Here is a 15,015-nt window from a genome sequence, read left to right on the forward strand (position 1 = left end):
GAATAATATGAGTCAGAGGCTATTTGTTGATTTTATGGGCAAAAAACTGTGCAGCCCTATAATTGTTGGTGCGGGGCCAAGCACTAAAAGTTGTAGTGATATTATAGAAGCTGCGAAGTTTGGTGCAGGCGCTGCCATTATTAAATCCATAGGATGGCATGCAGATGTAGAAAAGACATTAAAAGATAGGAAAAGATATAGATGGATAAAAGGGTATGGTACTTATCTAAAATCTACTTATTTATGTGAAATTTTGTCAAAACCTTATGGATGTAATCTAATTAAGGAGGTGAAGAGTTCATCAGATATTCCAATATACGCCTCTGTCTTTTATCCCGCACTTTCAAATGAACATGATATAGATAGATGGATTGACCTAGTAAGTGAGGTTTCAAATGCTGGATGTGATGGCGTTCAATTAGATTTTTTTTATCTAGATTTAAGAAAACTTAATGATGACGAGGTGTGTTTTTTTGTTGATGCGATAAATAGGATTTGTAGATCCACTCATTTACCTGTCATGCCTAAACTTAACATCGCGATGGATGATGACTTAATCGAAAATTTGTTGAAAAATAGTTTGTCAGATGCTTATGTATTTATTGACTCTATAAATACAGAGCCATATATAGACATTTGGAACAAAGGAGCACCTCTTTTTGATGGACAACTATATAACTCTCAAACTAATAGGTCTGGCAGTGTGGTAGCTGGTGAAGCATTATTACCTTTTACATTTAATATGACACAGCGATTGTATAGATCGACAGATAAAAACCTATCTGCCGGAGGAGGGCTCGAGCATTGGGAAGATATTATCCGCTGTATAATGCTTGGTGCTTCAACAGTTCACCTTACATCTATATTAATGCGACGTGGGTTTAAATATATTCGAGATTTGAATTCATCAATTAATAATTATTTAGATAAACAACACGTTGAAAAAATAAGCGATATTAGAGGGGTTAGTTATTCGACAAACGCTGGTAATACAATAATACAACAAAAGCCGATTCTCGATATGAGAGCGATAATAGATTCATCAAAATGCAATGACTGCGGTGTATGTGAAAGATTTAAAGTTTGTGATTCTTTTTCTGTTAAACCATATGACTTCATAAATAATTGTGATGGTTGCACTTACTGTCTTGCTCTTTGCCCACGCAATGCAATTAGCCTGATTGGAGTCTAAAATGAATGAACTCAATAAAAGTAAAAAGCTAAATTTTGCATATTCAATCTTTACATTGATATTTTTTTCCGTGCAACTCCGAATTGTCATTGATACATTTTATTTTGAAAAAAACTCTTTTATAGTTTTGTTCTATTGCCTTTTATTTCTAAAGCTTGGAGAGTTAGTTAATGAGTTAATTGTGATTAATGCAACAAAGTTATTTGCTGTTTTGGGTACAATCTCACTATTTATGATTATATATATGAATGGTTTTTTTGTCTTTGTTGGATGTTTTATTTTTGGGTTTTGTCTAATGAAAGTTAGAGATAAAACTATACAACATAGTACTAAAAAAATAAAATTCACAGCAAGAGCTATTGGCTTTGTTTTATCACCAATATTGCCGTATATATTATTGGTTATACTTTGTATCATGGCAATGATCGCGATAGTTACTACTAGATTTGATGAGGATATAAGCGATAATTTTTCGTTGCAGTGGTATGATGGTAGCGTTGGAATTGTTGGTAATTTATGTATGGGAATACATCATTTCCATTATTTCTCATACGCATATTCTATACCACTTGCATTCTTTATTTTTACATCGATAAACTCAGCATGGCTAGGACTGATTTTCTATATCGGTTGGGCAGCATATAATGCATATGAGCGAATAATAAAACCTAGCTGGAATTATCTTTTTATTGGACATATAGTTGCAGCTGTTTCACTTATAATGCTTGCGAATAATCATACTATAGCATCTATGACTTTCTGGTGGTTTATGACAGGGTTGGGAGGTGGAACAGTATATATGATCCAGTCTCTATCAAACGTCAAGTGTAATAGCTCAACTGAACTAAAAATATCTGAAGGATTTGGTCATGTTTTCGGTATATTAGCATGGGGGGGCTCGATTAATTACCTTGGAGTGGATGCATCATTTATATTTGGAGCCATAGGTGGTATTTTAGTGGCAATTATTTCTTTATGTAAGATTTTTATTGCTCGCCAAACTTTTATAAGGAGATTTACTAAATGAAAAAAATTTGTTATGTCGTTGGAATTGCAGGTGCTTCTTTAGACTATTCATTACCACGAATAATAAAAAAAGGAAGAGTTTATGCCTTAGTGGCTGCTCCTATTTCACAAGAAAAAATAGATGTTTTGACTGAGTTTTGTGTTGATGTAAATATAATCCCTAACCTTACGAGTGAGCTTTTTGATGAGGCATCACTTGAACTGGAAATTATAGAATATGCTAATAAAATTAATGCGGATGCAATAGTAACCCTTGATGAGTTTAGTGTGGTCGCTGTATCAATGGCTGCGGAAAAATTAAATTTAAGAGGGGCTGGAGTAAATGTAAAACGCTCGCGTAATAAATTTTTAATGAGGGAGTCATTCTCCGAGGCTGGTGTTCCTAATCCTAAATATTTGAAACTAACAGCAGCTACTGATACATCTAATTTACTTAAAACATTGAATACACCTTTCATAATTAAAGTAACCGAAGGTGCAGGTTCCTATTGCCACACGCTTATAAATAGAAAATCAGACTTTGAAATTGAATTCCAGTTATTGCTAGATAAAGTTTCAACGGTTGGTTATGACAAAAGCCTTGGGGTTGTTGACTCATTCCGTAAACCAGAGTTTATAGCTGAAGAGATTATCGATGCTACTACAGATAGTTGGTATGAAGAACCCGGTTACGGTAATTATGTAAGTGTCGAAGGGTTTGTAATTAATGGTGTTTATTATCCGGTTTCGATTACTAGTCGGTTGCCTACCATACCTCCTTTCACAGAGACTGGATTACAGACACCTTGCGAATTATCACCATTTAAAAGAAAACTTATTGAAAATATGGCAAGAAAGGCAGTAGATGCAATGAAGTTGAGTTGTTGCGGCACGCATACAGAAATAAAATTACTCAAAGACAACAAGATGTGTTTAATTGAAACGGCCGCTAGATTACCCGGAGCTTCGATAACAATGATGGTTGAAGACGCCTTTGGTGTTGATTTAATAGGCTCTCTTGTTGAGTTACTTTTATATGGTAAGTCAGATTCTATTCCCTCTACTATGATAGATAGTAATTATATACAATCTACAGGTTCCGTTGCTTTAGTACCTACTGATGCTTCAGGACGTCCGTGGAAAACCAAACCTAAACTTAATAAAAATATTGATATAAGCAAGATAATTCCAAAGGGAGTCAAGTATGAAGTTATTTGGAATAAAGGATTATTTGATGGGCAAGAAGTGCAATCTTATGATTTAAAGAAAGGGTATTTTAATTTTCTTGGAGGAGTATATCTTAAAGCTGAGAAAACTCATGATATTATGCTTGCTCAACTTTCAATTTTAAATAATCTAGAAGATCTTCTGAATAATAGTAAGGATAATTAAATTGGGAAATTTGAAAGCTTTATTAAAACAGACTTGGCCGGTGCTATTAAGTCAGTTAGCCGTCACTCTTTATGGAGTGATAGATACTATTTTTGCAAGTCAACTATCACCTGACTCACTTGTGATAGTAAGCGTTAGTTCTAACATATATTCAACGGTGTATATTACTTTTTCAAGTGTTTTATATATATTAATGCCATACGTATCACAATTATTTGGGGCAAATAAAAAAAATGAAATGGTGGGTGTTTTAGGGCAAGGTTTTTGGCTGTCTATTTTTTTATGCATCCCTATACTTTTTTTTCTTATTTTCCCAGAACCATTTCTATATATAACTTCCCTTCCTAATGATTATGTATATATAGTGAAAAGATATTTGATAATAGTATTATTCAGTGTTCCAGCATTGATGATGTTTAGAGTTTACTTTGCCTATTGCGCAGGGATTTTGAAACCTGCGAATGTTATGTATCTGAATATTATAGGTCTTATTCTTAAAATTATAACTTCTTATGTGCTTATTCATGGTTTTATTGGATTCCCAGCGTTAGGGGTTTATGGTTGTGCTATTTCAACTGTGATTGTTAGTTGGATTGTTCTTGCATTGGCGTTTGTTATTATGAAAAGAGATAAAATTAATGGAGGAGAGCTTTTTTTTGTTTTGTTTTCTCGGCCAAATTTTAAATTTCAAGCCGAGCTTTTTAAAAAAGGCTTTCCTATTGGACTTACTTTTTTTATCGATTTCACCTCATTAACATTTATTGGTCTTTTAGTTGCTAGAATGGGAGTAATAGTGACTGGGAGTTATCAGATTGCGTCTAATATATCGTTGTTGTGTTATCTTGTTCCACTTTCTATAGGGAGTGCAGCTAGCGTTTTATTAGCTAAGTCTATAGGAGAAAAAAATGTGCAAGATTCTAGAAGTGTTAGAAGGACTGCGCTATTTATGACATCAGGCATTAGTTTAGGCATTTGTTTCACACTTGTTTTTATTCCTGAATATCTAGCATCATTGTATACTGATAATTCAGAGTTGGTAAAAACGGCATCTATTTTCATTCGGCTGGTTGCTGGCTATCATTTTTTTGATTCATTATTAACTGTAACAAGTGGTTTGCTCAGAGGGTACAAAAAAACGTCCGTTCCTACAGTAATTTATGGATTGAGTTTGTGGGTTTTTGGGCTTGGGGGGGGGTATTATTTAGCATTCATTCGTGGCATAGGTGCTGAAGGCTTCTGGTATGGGTTAAGTTTTGCAGCATTTGTCGCTGCGGTATCTATGGGTATATACTTATCACATGTTGCAAAAAATGAACTAGCGCAATCATTGTAGCAATGTAGGTTCTAAGGATAATTTATGAAAATAACTGAAATCGTAGCAAAAAGTATTATTACAAAATCAAAGCTACCTGACACGGATTATGTTGTTAATCCTTATACAGGCTGTGCATTTGCTTGCATGTACTGTTATGCTTGCTTTATGGGACGGTTTATTGGGGAGGAAAATACCCCCTGGGGTGAATATGTATATGTTAAAAAAAATGCAGTGGATTTGTTTAATAAGGATCTTCAAAAACTTTTAAGAAATAAAACTCGAGGAAGTATTTTTTTGAGTTCTGTTACTGATCCCTATCAAAATTGTGAGCACAAGTATCGTTTAACTAGAGGGATATTGCAAGCTATTGCAGCGGCTAATTATGATGGAGTAATAAGTATCCTTACTAAGTCCCCTCTAATTTTAAGGGATATTGATGTTATTAAAAAAATAAAAAATATTGAAGTTGGCTTAACTATTACATCGCTTAATGACAAATTAAGTAGACATCTTGAAGTCAATGCTCCATCTACAGTTCGTAGACTTAGGACTCTTAGTGAATTACACGAAAATGGAATAAATACATATTGTTTCATTGGTCCTTTGCTACCACATTTTAAAAATAGTCCAGAAGAGTTGGAAAATCTCATTTCTAGCATTGCTGATACTGGGGTCAAATCTGTTTATGTTGAGCATATTAATTTAAAAAAATATATTTCAGACAGTTTATTATCTTTCACAAATAGTGATAGTGAAATTCGTAGCCTCTATAAAAATGCTAAGTCAGAGCAACATCGTGCTGAACTAGGGGTAATGGTATCCAATCTTCTAAGTAAGTACGGGTTGACGTTGAAAATGAATCAAGTTATCGATCATATGAAGACATAGTTAAGACTTTTAATTTAATGCAGTGCTACGATAATCTCTTGATGCTTCAAACTTTTGTCAAAAATTTTTGATTAAGCACTGCATTAAATTTTTTATTTTAAAAGATTGCTTTAGATGTGTATTTATTGAAATCACTAGAATCTATCATGATTATGATTTGTTGTGCTCGTTCAAAAAGAGTAGCCAATCCTTTAGGCAGTGAATTTGTTGGTGATATGAGGTAAGAAATATAGTGACTCAATAATAAGTCAAGTAAGCAATTGATCACACTGGCGCGAAAGTCAGGGGGAAGTTTTAAAACTGTTGCTGATCGCGCCAGAATAGCGTCGCGTTTCGCCGAAAGTATGTTGAAATTAAACATCCAAATCCGTGATGTCAGTAATATAAAAATCAATCATGTTGAGCTGTATATAAAAAGCCGTCAGTCTGTGAATATTTCCAAGCGCACTATGCAAAATGAAATGGCCGCGATTAGGGCGATATTTAACACTGCGGGGAGAACTAAACTCGCCGATCCGGATCATGAACGATTAAGTAATTCAGCCCTTGGGCTGTCAGGTGCTAGCCGTGAGGGTGCAAAAGTCGCTATTTCGAACGAACGCTATCACGCAGTACTCCTACATATACATTATAAAGACGAAGGGGTTGCCGCCGCAATGCAATTAGCTCGACATTTAGGGCTAAGAACAGAAGAAACGGTTCAATCAGCCAAATCACTAAAAACCTGGCAGCGGGCATTACAGCGAGGTGATGAACGCATACGGGTTGTATTTGGAACGAAAGGTGGACGCCCGAGGGACACCACGGTTGTGGATCGCGATACAGTTATTCGTGTAGTTAATGAAGCGATTAAATATGCTGATAGAAATAATGGGCGTTTAATAGATAAGCCTAATTTGCACTCTGCGATTGATCGGTATCGAAATATTCTCAAAGGGGCAGGGTTAACGGGAAAGGAATCCCCACATAGTTTGCGCTATGCCTATTCCAGAGACGCTACGGAATATCATATGAATAAAGGATTGAGCCGCAAAGAAGCTGAAGCAATGGTCTCAATGGATTTAGGGCATGGAGATGGACGCGGGCATTATGTTGCCAGGGTGTATAATAGAGTAAGTGAATAGTCTTAATTATCTTAATTTATACTAATTTTGTAAAGTAGGGGGTTGTTGAATTCGTTTAATTTATGTACGATTTTATGTGTTCAATCGTTGTCTTCGACAACACCCGATGCTGCCATGACCTGTAAGGTAGCACTGTACAGTGGTCAAACCCCAGTTGCCTGGACCTGAAATGCAACACTTTTAGAGTGGTAACCCCCCTGAACCTTTGAAAGCGGGGATCGCAGTTCACTGCGATAAAGGTACACTTTTCTAACATGTCTTAATTGGCATCCTATCTGATTGACCCACCCTCAAGGGAGCATGCTTTCCTGCCGAGGGATAGGTGTTCCCTTATTTTTTGCATAAGGAGACATCAATGACCACTTTTGTACTTGCCGCAGAATACCGGAATGCAGCAGACCGTATGTTTACCCTGGCGAATGTACATTTCTGCGCAAGTGTTGGGCATGATGAGCGGTATTCATGGTGTGGTAGTGCGCAGCGTCATCTTGCAGAACTGGAAAATCTGAGTTGCAAGAGGGCTAGTGAACGTGACCGGCGTTGTTTTGCTCGCGCCAACCGTTTATTGCGTAAACGTATTGCGATGGTCAACGAACAAGGTGAAGTGTTATTTCCGAGCGATGTTGTGAGGTTTGCACGCCATTCGCTGTGTGATTAACGGCGGATAACACTTTTTCATGCTGATGCTAAAGATGCCAGTCTCAAGACGAGACGGCGACCCATGACGAAGCCATAGTAGTACTTGAACAGGCTGTTCATGACTTTGATGCCAACACGGGGATCTGCTGGTTAACGCTGGAGGCTGCATTAGAGGTTGTTCGAACTCAGGGCAGCTAAACCAATGTTTTGATTTCACTCACCCATAGGGACTGACTTCCCTATCGGGGGTAAGTCCCTTTTTTAATTTTAAAGGAACTTACCATGATGACGACAAACCAGGCCAACAACCCCTTTTCTCTCGATGACTTGTGTGAACTGGCGAACCTTGAAGGTGATTTGCTGGTGATTGCAGCACACGAGAAATTGGGCATTGGCATACAGCCGGATGAAGATGGTTTTACCGATAACGTTTGGGCGATTGGTCATATGGCTCAAACGTTTGCTAAAAAATGTGGGTTGGATTCACTCCGTTATACCCATCCGTCCTGCAAAGTTTTGTTCGATGATGTCATTGCTCTAGGCAGAACGGTTTGCTCTGGAGCCTGGGACCACTTCTTTGAAGTGGGGCTAGAGGAATCAAGAGCAATTCTGGAGGGATGGTAATGCGTCGATGTTACTTCTTCACCCATATCAAGACGGTTTCCCATGAGGCCTGGAGTGAGCTGTGCCGTGCAATATCCCGAGTGCATAATCGGGTTCGCAACGAGTCGGGTTTTTGCTGGCTGGGTAAACCCTTGACTGTCTATGACCACAGTGGAACAAAACCACTGAGGTATGACGACAGTATGGTCGGTCTGGGCGTTATCTCCTTTAACGGTGATTTTGGCACAGGCCTGTCAGGTGATCCTCTTTGCCTGGTTCGGTTGTTTTCCTCCGAACGACAGCAAAGTCAGTGTGATACCGGCCATCATCCTTACGATTTTATGGTGATGGCGGTACTGCTACTGGTTAACCACTATTGCCCTACGTGTTACGCACTTCATTCGACGGTCGAACGTACCGAGTGGCAGCAGATTTCTGACTGGTTAAACACCCACCTCCATTTGGCGGTGATGTTACCACCAGGGCTTCAACAAACTGACGCTATTATCGGTTAATGCGATTCTAGCACTGACAACCCTTGCGGGGATTTATTCCCGCAAGGGGGTAAGTCCCCGTTTTTTATGGCGAGGACTTACCATGACAACGAAACAAACCAAGAAAAAGGCAGTATCACGTCACCAGGATAAAGTGGACCTGTTCCAAGTCGTGACGGATAAAATCGTCGCGGCACTGGAAAAGGGCACGTCCCCGTGGCGCAAACCGTGGCGTACTGTTGCCGGTGGCCGTTCTGTCAGCATGAGCGGATTACCGGCCAACGCCATTACTGGACGAGCCTACAGCGGTATCAATGTGTTGCTGCTGTGGATTGATGCAGCGGAGAAGGGGTTTACTTCACACCGCTGGCTGACGTTCAAACAAGCACAGGATGTAGGCGGTAACGTACGCAAAGGCGAAAAATCGACGCTAGTGACTCTGTTCAAGCCGTTCGAGAAAAAAGAGACTGACGAACAGGGCAGGCCTCTTTTTGACGAACAGGGTAACGCCGTGGTCTCCAGGCGGAATTTCATGACCAGTTTTCACCTGTTCAACGTTGAGCAGTGTGAGAATTTACCCGAGAAACTGTTGACGCCAGTGAGTGTGGCAGGTGATGCAGTAGAATCGCCAGAGCAACACGATATTGAGCGTATTCAGCGGGCAGAGCAGGTGATCGCCTGCAGTGGCGTACCAGTGGTACATAGGTATCAAGACCGGGCATTCTACAGCGCTGGAGCAGATCGCATCACGATGCCGGAAGCGGTGCAGTTCCATCGCCCGGCAGATTACTACAGTACGCTGTTGCATGAGCTGGTGCATTCTACCGGTCATGTCTCCCGATTGGCGCGAGAAGGCATAACGTCTTCTTCACGTCGGTTTGGGGACCCGGTGTATGCGTTCGAAGAGCTTGTGGCGGAAATCGGTTCGGCATTCCTGTGCGCCGAAGTGGGTATCCAGGGTGATGTTCAGCATGAGAGTTATATTGCATCATGGCTGAAGGCACTGAAAGAAGACAAAAAGGCCATCTTCCAGGCAAGCCGTTTTGCCCGTGAAGCCTTTGAGTACCTTATTTTACGTGAACAGGCACTGGCTGTAGCCTGAGCCAATATCGGAGGAATTAGCGATGGATACCCATGAAGTTCGTGAATACCAGACGATAGCGGCGTATTTGCTGGAGAAACACTTCGGGTTGACGCTGAACGATACTAACCTGCATGACGATACTGTTGTACAGGAGCTGGTTGAACTCAACGTGCCGGTGTTTGAAGCAATTAACCAACTGGTGGAGAAATACCACTTGGACAGGATTGACCAGAACGACTGGTCTCCCCGGAGTCCTTTATTGACCCCGAGCAACTTTTGGGTTGCCGTATTGGAAATTGTGCCGGAGAAGGTTCAGCTTGTTCGTCTCGATGAAACGAATGATAGTTCGGTGGTTATCTGACACTGCGGGATTACGATGCCCGGATTGGGGGGACAATGGCCCTGATCCGGGTATTAAACAAAAGGACGCATGCAGGTATGCTGGAAAGTGTACGGATTGTCTGAGGACGTGACTGACAGGGAGACTTTTTATAATGCAGCGCTAATGGCGGCTAAAAATATTGATGGGTTTAGGGGGAACCTAGATTTTTGTATAAAGAATGGGCACGATAAACGTGCCCAAACGGTTGAAAGGTATATACCACTATTTATCTGAATCAAACATAGAACGTCGTTTTATTATTTTATAATAAGAAGGGGTTTCCTCATCCTCTTCGAAATCAGAGAAAAAGTGCTTATCTCTTAATGCTGTTAATAAATTTTGATTAGTTGCATTAATCTCAATTTTTGGCTTGCCTCGCCACAATATTTTACTAAACTCCAGTAAACCAATCATATCAAGATACTCTTTGCAGACTGCCTTACTCAAATTCTTACTCGGCAACAAGGCGATTAATAACGCTATTTTATCCTGCTTATCCAGACCCTCTGCGGTAAACAAATCTTTTAGTAACGGTTCAGAAACATCATCGGGGCTTGCTATCAATGCTGATATGTTCTGTATTGCTCGGCTCAGAATAATTGACTGAGTGGAGACTTCCCAGGTTTTATAAGATAACGTCAATTTTAAGAGTTCTTTTGATTCAAAATTATTTTCTAAAATATAATCATTAACGGCAGGAGGGTACTCCTTACCATCAATAGCAAGCGGCGTTTTAACAAACCCGAACAACTTAATTTTTATATCATCATCAACCTTCCAAGAAAGTATCGATATAGCTTCATTTAAAATAAAACTCTCTTCTGTCATCATGTTAACGTAGGTTTCGATATTCTTTTTGATATAATAAAAAGCTTGTTCAGGATAATTATCACGTATAAAACTAAGTGACTCTAAATCCATGCAAATAATATTTTTATCTATTAATATCTTGAATTTATCGCTTGCAATATCGCTAATTCTAAAGGCGGAGTTATAATGAAGATTTAGAGAACAGACTAATTTATCATATTTATAATTTGATAAATTATTACAAATAATAATTGATCTAAACAGTTTTCTTTTTTGCTCGTCTGTAATGTCGATAATTGAAAAATTAAGCTCTACATCAGTTCTATTGATAAATCCGATAAGTGAATTATCTAACCCATCAACACTTGTAAAGTAAGATACTATATTCTCCTCAGAACAAATCGCTATATCTTTATCCAACAGCGATAACCATAAGGATTCGTTCTCAACCTTATTTAGAGAGGCTACTGGTGTTTTCAATGAGTTTATATATCTGTCTTTTTGTTCATCCGATATTTCCTCATTATTAAGGACAGATAACACAATAGTTTCATCATCTATAATTGAGCCATTACAGCCAGATAACACTGTATCGATATAATCACCAATATGGTTATTAACATAGTTCGCCAGAGGTGAATCAGGCTGTGACATCACTAACGTATAGTTTTTATGGCGAATATCGTCTTTATTGCTAAGCTGATAAACCTCACTCAGCATTAGGGACAGGTTGGCAACGTTAATGTTATAAAGCGAATGCTGATAAACCGCATCAAAGAGTACTTTATTTGCGCTTTCAAAATTAATACTGGCAAAAGAGACATTAAGCAGCTTAAAACCACTAATTAACTTGTCAACATTAGGCTCTGTTATTGCCAAATAATCTGTCGAATCAGAGAGGTAATTGGTCAAACAATCATCAATGTTAATTGCCTCAATGGCGTTATTATCAGAATAATAAAATGTGCCTACTGAGTAACGTTTAACCCAATCAGCAGAAAACTCGCTCTCTTTAAAGGCATAAGAAAAAAACTCAGGCCACAGCGTATTTAATCTATTAATAAAGCCAGGCTGAGCCCTCTCCGTTTCAAAGTAGTCACGAATAAATTCAAAGCTTCTATCTTCTCTAAACTGTTTAAATAATCTTTTTATTAAATTCACGTGGACTGGTGTTTGAAGCAGGTAAGTTAATAAATCAAAATTAAGCGCCTCTTCCTGTTCAAAATCCACCTCTCTAAGACGGGCAACAACCAGCTTGGGATTCTTGAGTTGATAAGTGAACTCTTTACCTTTTTGATCAGTAATGCTGCGTAAAAACATCTTATCAATCCGACTCAGGCTATTCTCATAAAAATAGGTCATATAGTCGGTGTAGGTTTCATCAATATAGCCATCGCGGATAAGGTATTTGAGTAAGTCAAAATACTCACTTCTTTTTATTTCATTAAAATCTCGCTCCTCACCGATTTCATTGGTATAGGTGAGTTTAAATACTTTATCAATATTTTCTCTTGTTATGATTTCTTTGAGTTTTCTATTTCTAGAGTCAACTAAATTATCTTTTAATTTCAATAATACATCATTTATTTTTTCTGCTTTACCATTAATTTTGTTTTCAATATTTTCTTTTCTATATTTCCTTTCATTCTCTATATTGGTTATTTCAGTCTGATAGTAATGACGGTTGTTGTTATATTGAGATAACTTCCTATCATATATAGCATCAACCTCATCAATAGAGTTGAGTATTTCATTATTTATTATCTCAATCTCTTTGTTTTTATCGTCAATGTCCATTTCTAGTTTTTTTATTTCTTGATTAATAATATTTTCCTTTTCACTAAATATGGTAAAAACCATCCCCTGATTGATCTGTAATTCACTGAAATCTCTAGGGAAAATGTTTTTATAGGTAATGACGGCCAGCATTTTATTACAATCAAGTTCGGTTATATTTAATCTATTGTAGTACATTAGGAATTCATTATAGATATTTTTCAATATCCTCATATCATCAATATATAATGAAAGTCCTTGCAAGAATCTTTGATTGAACAATGATAAAATATCACCTTTTTCAAAGATGGAGATAAACTTATCGTAAGAGTTAGAGCTATCAACCACAGGGATAACAGGGATAATATAATCAAAGAACTTGGTTCTATCTTTAGAAATAAAGATATCGTCGCGAAGCAGGTAAATGAAACGTAACGTCGGTTTTTTGTGTCCTGCCAGACTACGTTGAATATTAACCAGTCTATTTACTTCATGAAGACGCTCAAAGATATGATTGCTATTAAAACGGTCCATATCTTCAAAAATAATAGCATCAGCATCAACGTTCTCGAAAAGATATAATACCTCATTTAAATACCTGTCAAAATAAGAATCTTCACTCTCTTCAAAAATATCTATTTCATTGCCCTGCAAGCTTATTTTTCTCAGCATGTTCCTGTTTTTTTGTGTTCTAACTAAGACATGGATAAACACATAGGATAAAATAGCGCATATTGTGCCGCTAATTAACAGAGAGTCATGTTCGGTGGAGAATATTAAAAGCGTTTTTAACCAACCATCGGATAACAACAGGACAAAATTATTCCATTTATCAAACAGTGTGATATGCAATATCATTGCAATAAACAACACTATAAAAAAAGTATTTTTAGCAACACTTTTAGATGTTACTTTCTTCTTTACTTTAAATTTCGTTTGAGGAATATTATCGGCATTAATTTGGTGAATTAACTGGTTAAGAATTTTACCTTCTAACGCAGTTTCATTAATGGGTTTCTCGAGTTCACTGGTTTCAGCCTGATCCGCCGCTCTAAAATGAGCAAGCGAAATATGAACAAACTTTATTTTCGGATGGCTTTTCTTATAGGATTCGACAAGACTGCTTTTTCCTGCGCTATATTGCCCTGATATTGCGATATTTTTTAGATCATCATTGTCAAAAACAAAATCTATAGCATTTTTATATACACCCAACTCAACATCGTTGACAGGCGTTAATTTTTGGAATTTATAGCTGTTATCACCCATTGATATCCCTTCCTATCTTCACCAGCAAGTTACTTACTAGCATGAATTCAATAAAATCATATAGATAAAAGACAATACTCGTATCTTATAATAAAGATAACGCTAAAGATTCGGAAAGCTTGGCGGTTTTATTTTGCCTATCCCGCTGATTTTACACTACTGTTAGAGCTGAGTATGCCATGACGGCTTTGTTAGATAAATAGAACTTTTAGCCGCAATCAGGATCACATTCATGACGAGTTTGCGGTATCCCGAGGCAAAAAAAGTTCAAAATCAACAATTGGCTAGCCTACACCAAGGCGCTTATCAATCAAGACTCGCTGACATTCTGGCTTGATGAATCGGCCATTCGGACCTAGTTCGAAGGACCAAAACGGTCGTCCGCAATGTTATTATGAGCTGGCTATTTCTACCGTACTGATGCTCAAACGCGTATTTCGCCTGACACTACGGGCCGCTCAGGGATTCATTGATTCCTTTTTTGTCTTAATGAAACTTTCGCTCCGTTGCCCAAATTATTCCTGTGTCAGCAAGTGGCTAAATCCGTCAGCATCTCGTGTAAAAACTTTATGAGAGGCGAGATTGCTCATTTGGTTATCGATTCCACCGGTTTGAAAGTCTTCGATGAGGGTGAGTTGAAAGTGAAAAAACACGATCAGGAAAAGCGCTGAATCTGGCGAAAACTCCGCCTTGCCGTGGACGCCAATATGCGAATCCCAATCTACTACCAGTATGGTTGGTCAGCACGTTTGGAGAGCAAAGAAAAATCAGTGGCATAATACTGAGTTCAGCGCCCCGGTAGTATTGGGGCGTGTTTCATTGAGAATCTTGTATATATCATTGGTCTGCAAACCCCGAATAAAGCTTTAAACTCTCATATAGAGTTGTTTGTTACCGTAATACTTCGCATTTATAGAGTGGGGCTCCCATTTCCCAGGGAAACAGGAGCACGCTATGCAACTCCCTTTCGAACTCGACCCGCAGATTATTCACCGCATCATTCACCGTCAGGCTGGATGGCGTAAGCAGGGAGATGACGGCT

The 15,015-nt window shown here is 38.2% G+C and carries 11 protein-coding genes and 2 pseudogenes; 12 read left to right on the top strand and 1 reads right to left on the bottom strand.

Going from position 1 to position 15,015, the window contains the following annotated elements; genetic code table 11:
- Positions 1-7: 7 nt before the first annotated feature.
- From EL015_RS03770 to EL015_RS03820, 11 genes and pseudogenes are all read left to right on the top strand, one after another.
- Positions 8-1,192: a hypothetical protein gene (locus EL015_RS03770; RefSeq protein ID WP_032908021.1), complete on the top strand. Its 1,185-nt coding sequence runs from the start codon at positions 8-10 to the stop codon at positions 1,190-1,192.
- 1 nt (position 1,193) lies between these two features.
- Positions 1,194-2,219, top strand: coding sequence for a hypothetical protein (locus EL015_RS03775; protein WP_005193269.1), 1,026 nt, complete (start codon positions 1,194-1,196; stop codon positions 2,217-2,219).
- Positions 2,216-3,589 (top strand): ATP-grasp domain-containing protein, encoded by a 1,374-nt coding sequence (locus tag EL015_RS03780; protein WP_032908020.1) that lies wholly within the window; start codon positions 2,216-2,218, stop codon positions 3,587-3,589. The genes EL015_RS03775 and EL015_RS03780 overlap by 4 nt, the downstream gene beginning before the upstream one ends.
- Before the next feature lies 1 nt (position 3,590).
- On the top strand, positions 3,591-4,922 hold the full coding sequence (locus EL015_RS03785) for an MATE family efflux transporter (protein WP_005193266.1): 1,332 nt from the start codon (positions 3,591-3,593) through the stop codon (positions 4,920-4,922).
- Positions 4,923-4,946: 24 nt separating this feature from the next.
- Positions 4,947-5,792 (top strand): SPL family radical SAM protein, encoded by an 846-nt coding sequence (locus EL015_RS03790; protein ID WP_005193263.1) that lies wholly within the window; start codon positions 4,947-4,949, stop codon positions 5,790-5,792.
- Between the two features lie 242 nt (positions 5,793-6,034).
- A pseudogene (locus tag EL015_RS03795) lies at positions 6,035-6,916 on the top strand (integrase domain-containing protein); the annotation flags it as partial.
- Positions 6,917-7,271: 355 nt separating this feature from the next.
- Positions 7,272-7,574 carry a hypothetical protein gene (locus tag EL015_RS03800; RefSeq protein WP_005192608.1) on the top strand — a complete coding sequence of 101 codons (303 nt, stop codon included), beginning with the start codon at positions 7,272-7,274 and terminating at the stop codon, positions 7,572-7,574.
- Positions 7,575-7,837: 263 nt separating this feature from the next.
- A complete protein-coding gene (locus EL015_RS03805) occupies positions 7,838-8,179 on the top strand; it encodes a hypothetical protein (RefSeq protein WP_005192606.1) in 342 nt (113 codons plus the stop codon).
- Entirely contained in the window at positions 8,179-8,673 is a 495-nt protein-coding gene (locus EL015_RS03810) for a hypothetical protein (RefSeq protein ID WP_032907945.1), read from the top strand. Before EL015_RS03805 ends, EL015_RS03810 begins: the two co-directional genes overlap by 1 nt.
- Before the next feature lie 82 nt (positions 8,674-8,755).
- Positions 8,756-9,754 carry an ArdC family protein gene (locus tag EL015_RS03815; RefSeq protein WP_032907943.1) on the top strand — a complete coding sequence of 333 codons (999 nt, stop codon included), beginning with the start codon at positions 8,756-8,758 and terminating at the stop codon, positions 9,752-9,754.
- A gap of 22 nt (positions 9,755-9,776) precedes the next feature.
- Positions 9,777-10,097, top strand: a complete 321-nt coding sequence (locus EL015_RS03820) for a TA system toxin CbtA family protein (RefSeq protein WP_005192595.1) — start codon at positions 9,777-9,779, stop codon at positions 10,095-10,097.
- A gap of 243 nt (positions 10,098-10,340) precedes the next feature.
- Here EL015_RS03820 and EL015_RS03830 read toward each other — a convergent pair whose 3' ends face one another.
- Positions 10,341-13,973, bottom strand: coding sequence for a YobI family P-loop NTPase (locus EL015_RS03830; RefSeq protein WP_005192587.1), 3,633 nt, complete (start codon positions 13,971-13,973; stop codon positions 10,341-10,343).
- 248 nt (positions 13,974-14,221) lie between these two features.
- Between EL015_RS03830 and EL015_RS03835 the strand changes: the two are divergent.
- A pseudogene (locus EL015_RS03835) lies at positions 14,222-14,641 on the top strand (transposase); the annotation flags it as partial.
- Positions 14,642-15,015 lie beyond the last annotated feature (374 nt).

Source organism: Yersinia intermedia (assembly GCF_900635455.1).
Taxonomy (GTDB): domain Bacteria; phylum Pseudomonadota; class Gammaproteobacteria; order Enterobacterales; family Enterobacteriaceae; genus Yersinia; species Yersinia intermedia.

Coding starts and splice junctions, on each gene's coding strand:
- EL015_RS03770 (WP_032908021.1), top strand. CDS start 8: ATGAGTCAGAGGCTATTTGTTGATTTTATGGGCAAAAAACTGTGCAGC.
- EL015_RS03775 (WP_005193269.1), top strand. CDS start 1,194: ATGAATGAACTCAATAAAAGTAAAAAGCTAAATTTTGCATATTCAATC.
- EL015_RS03780 (WP_032908020.1), top strand. CDS start 2,216: ATGAAAAAAATTTGTTATGTCGTTGGAATTGCAGGTGCTTCTTTAGAC.
- EL015_RS03790 (WP_005193263.1), top strand. CDS start 4,947: ATGAAAATAACTGAAATCGTAGCAAAAAGTATTATTACAAAATCAAAG.
- EL015_RS03800 (WP_005192608.1), top strand. CDS start 7,272: ATGACCACTTTTGTACTTGCCGCAGAATACCGGAATGCAGCAGACCGT.
- EL015_RS03805 (WP_005192606.1), top strand. CDS start 7,838: ATGATGACGACAAACCAGGCCAACAACCCCTTTTCTCTCGATGACTTG.
- EL015_RS03810 (WP_032907945.1), top strand. CDS start 8,179: ATGCGTCGATGTTACTTCTTCACCCATATCAAGACGGTTTCCCATGAG.
- EL015_RS03815 (WP_032907943.1), top strand. CDS start 8,756: ATGACAACGAAACAAACCAAGAAAAAGGCAGTATCACGTCACCAGGAT.
- EL015_RS03820 (WP_005192595.1), top strand. CDS start 9,777: ATGGATACCCATGAAGTTCGTGAATACCAGACGATAGCGGCGTATTTG.
- EL015_RS03830 (WP_005192587.1), bottom strand. CDS start 13,973: ATGGGTGATAACAGCTATAAATTCCAAAAATTAACGCCTGTCAACGAT.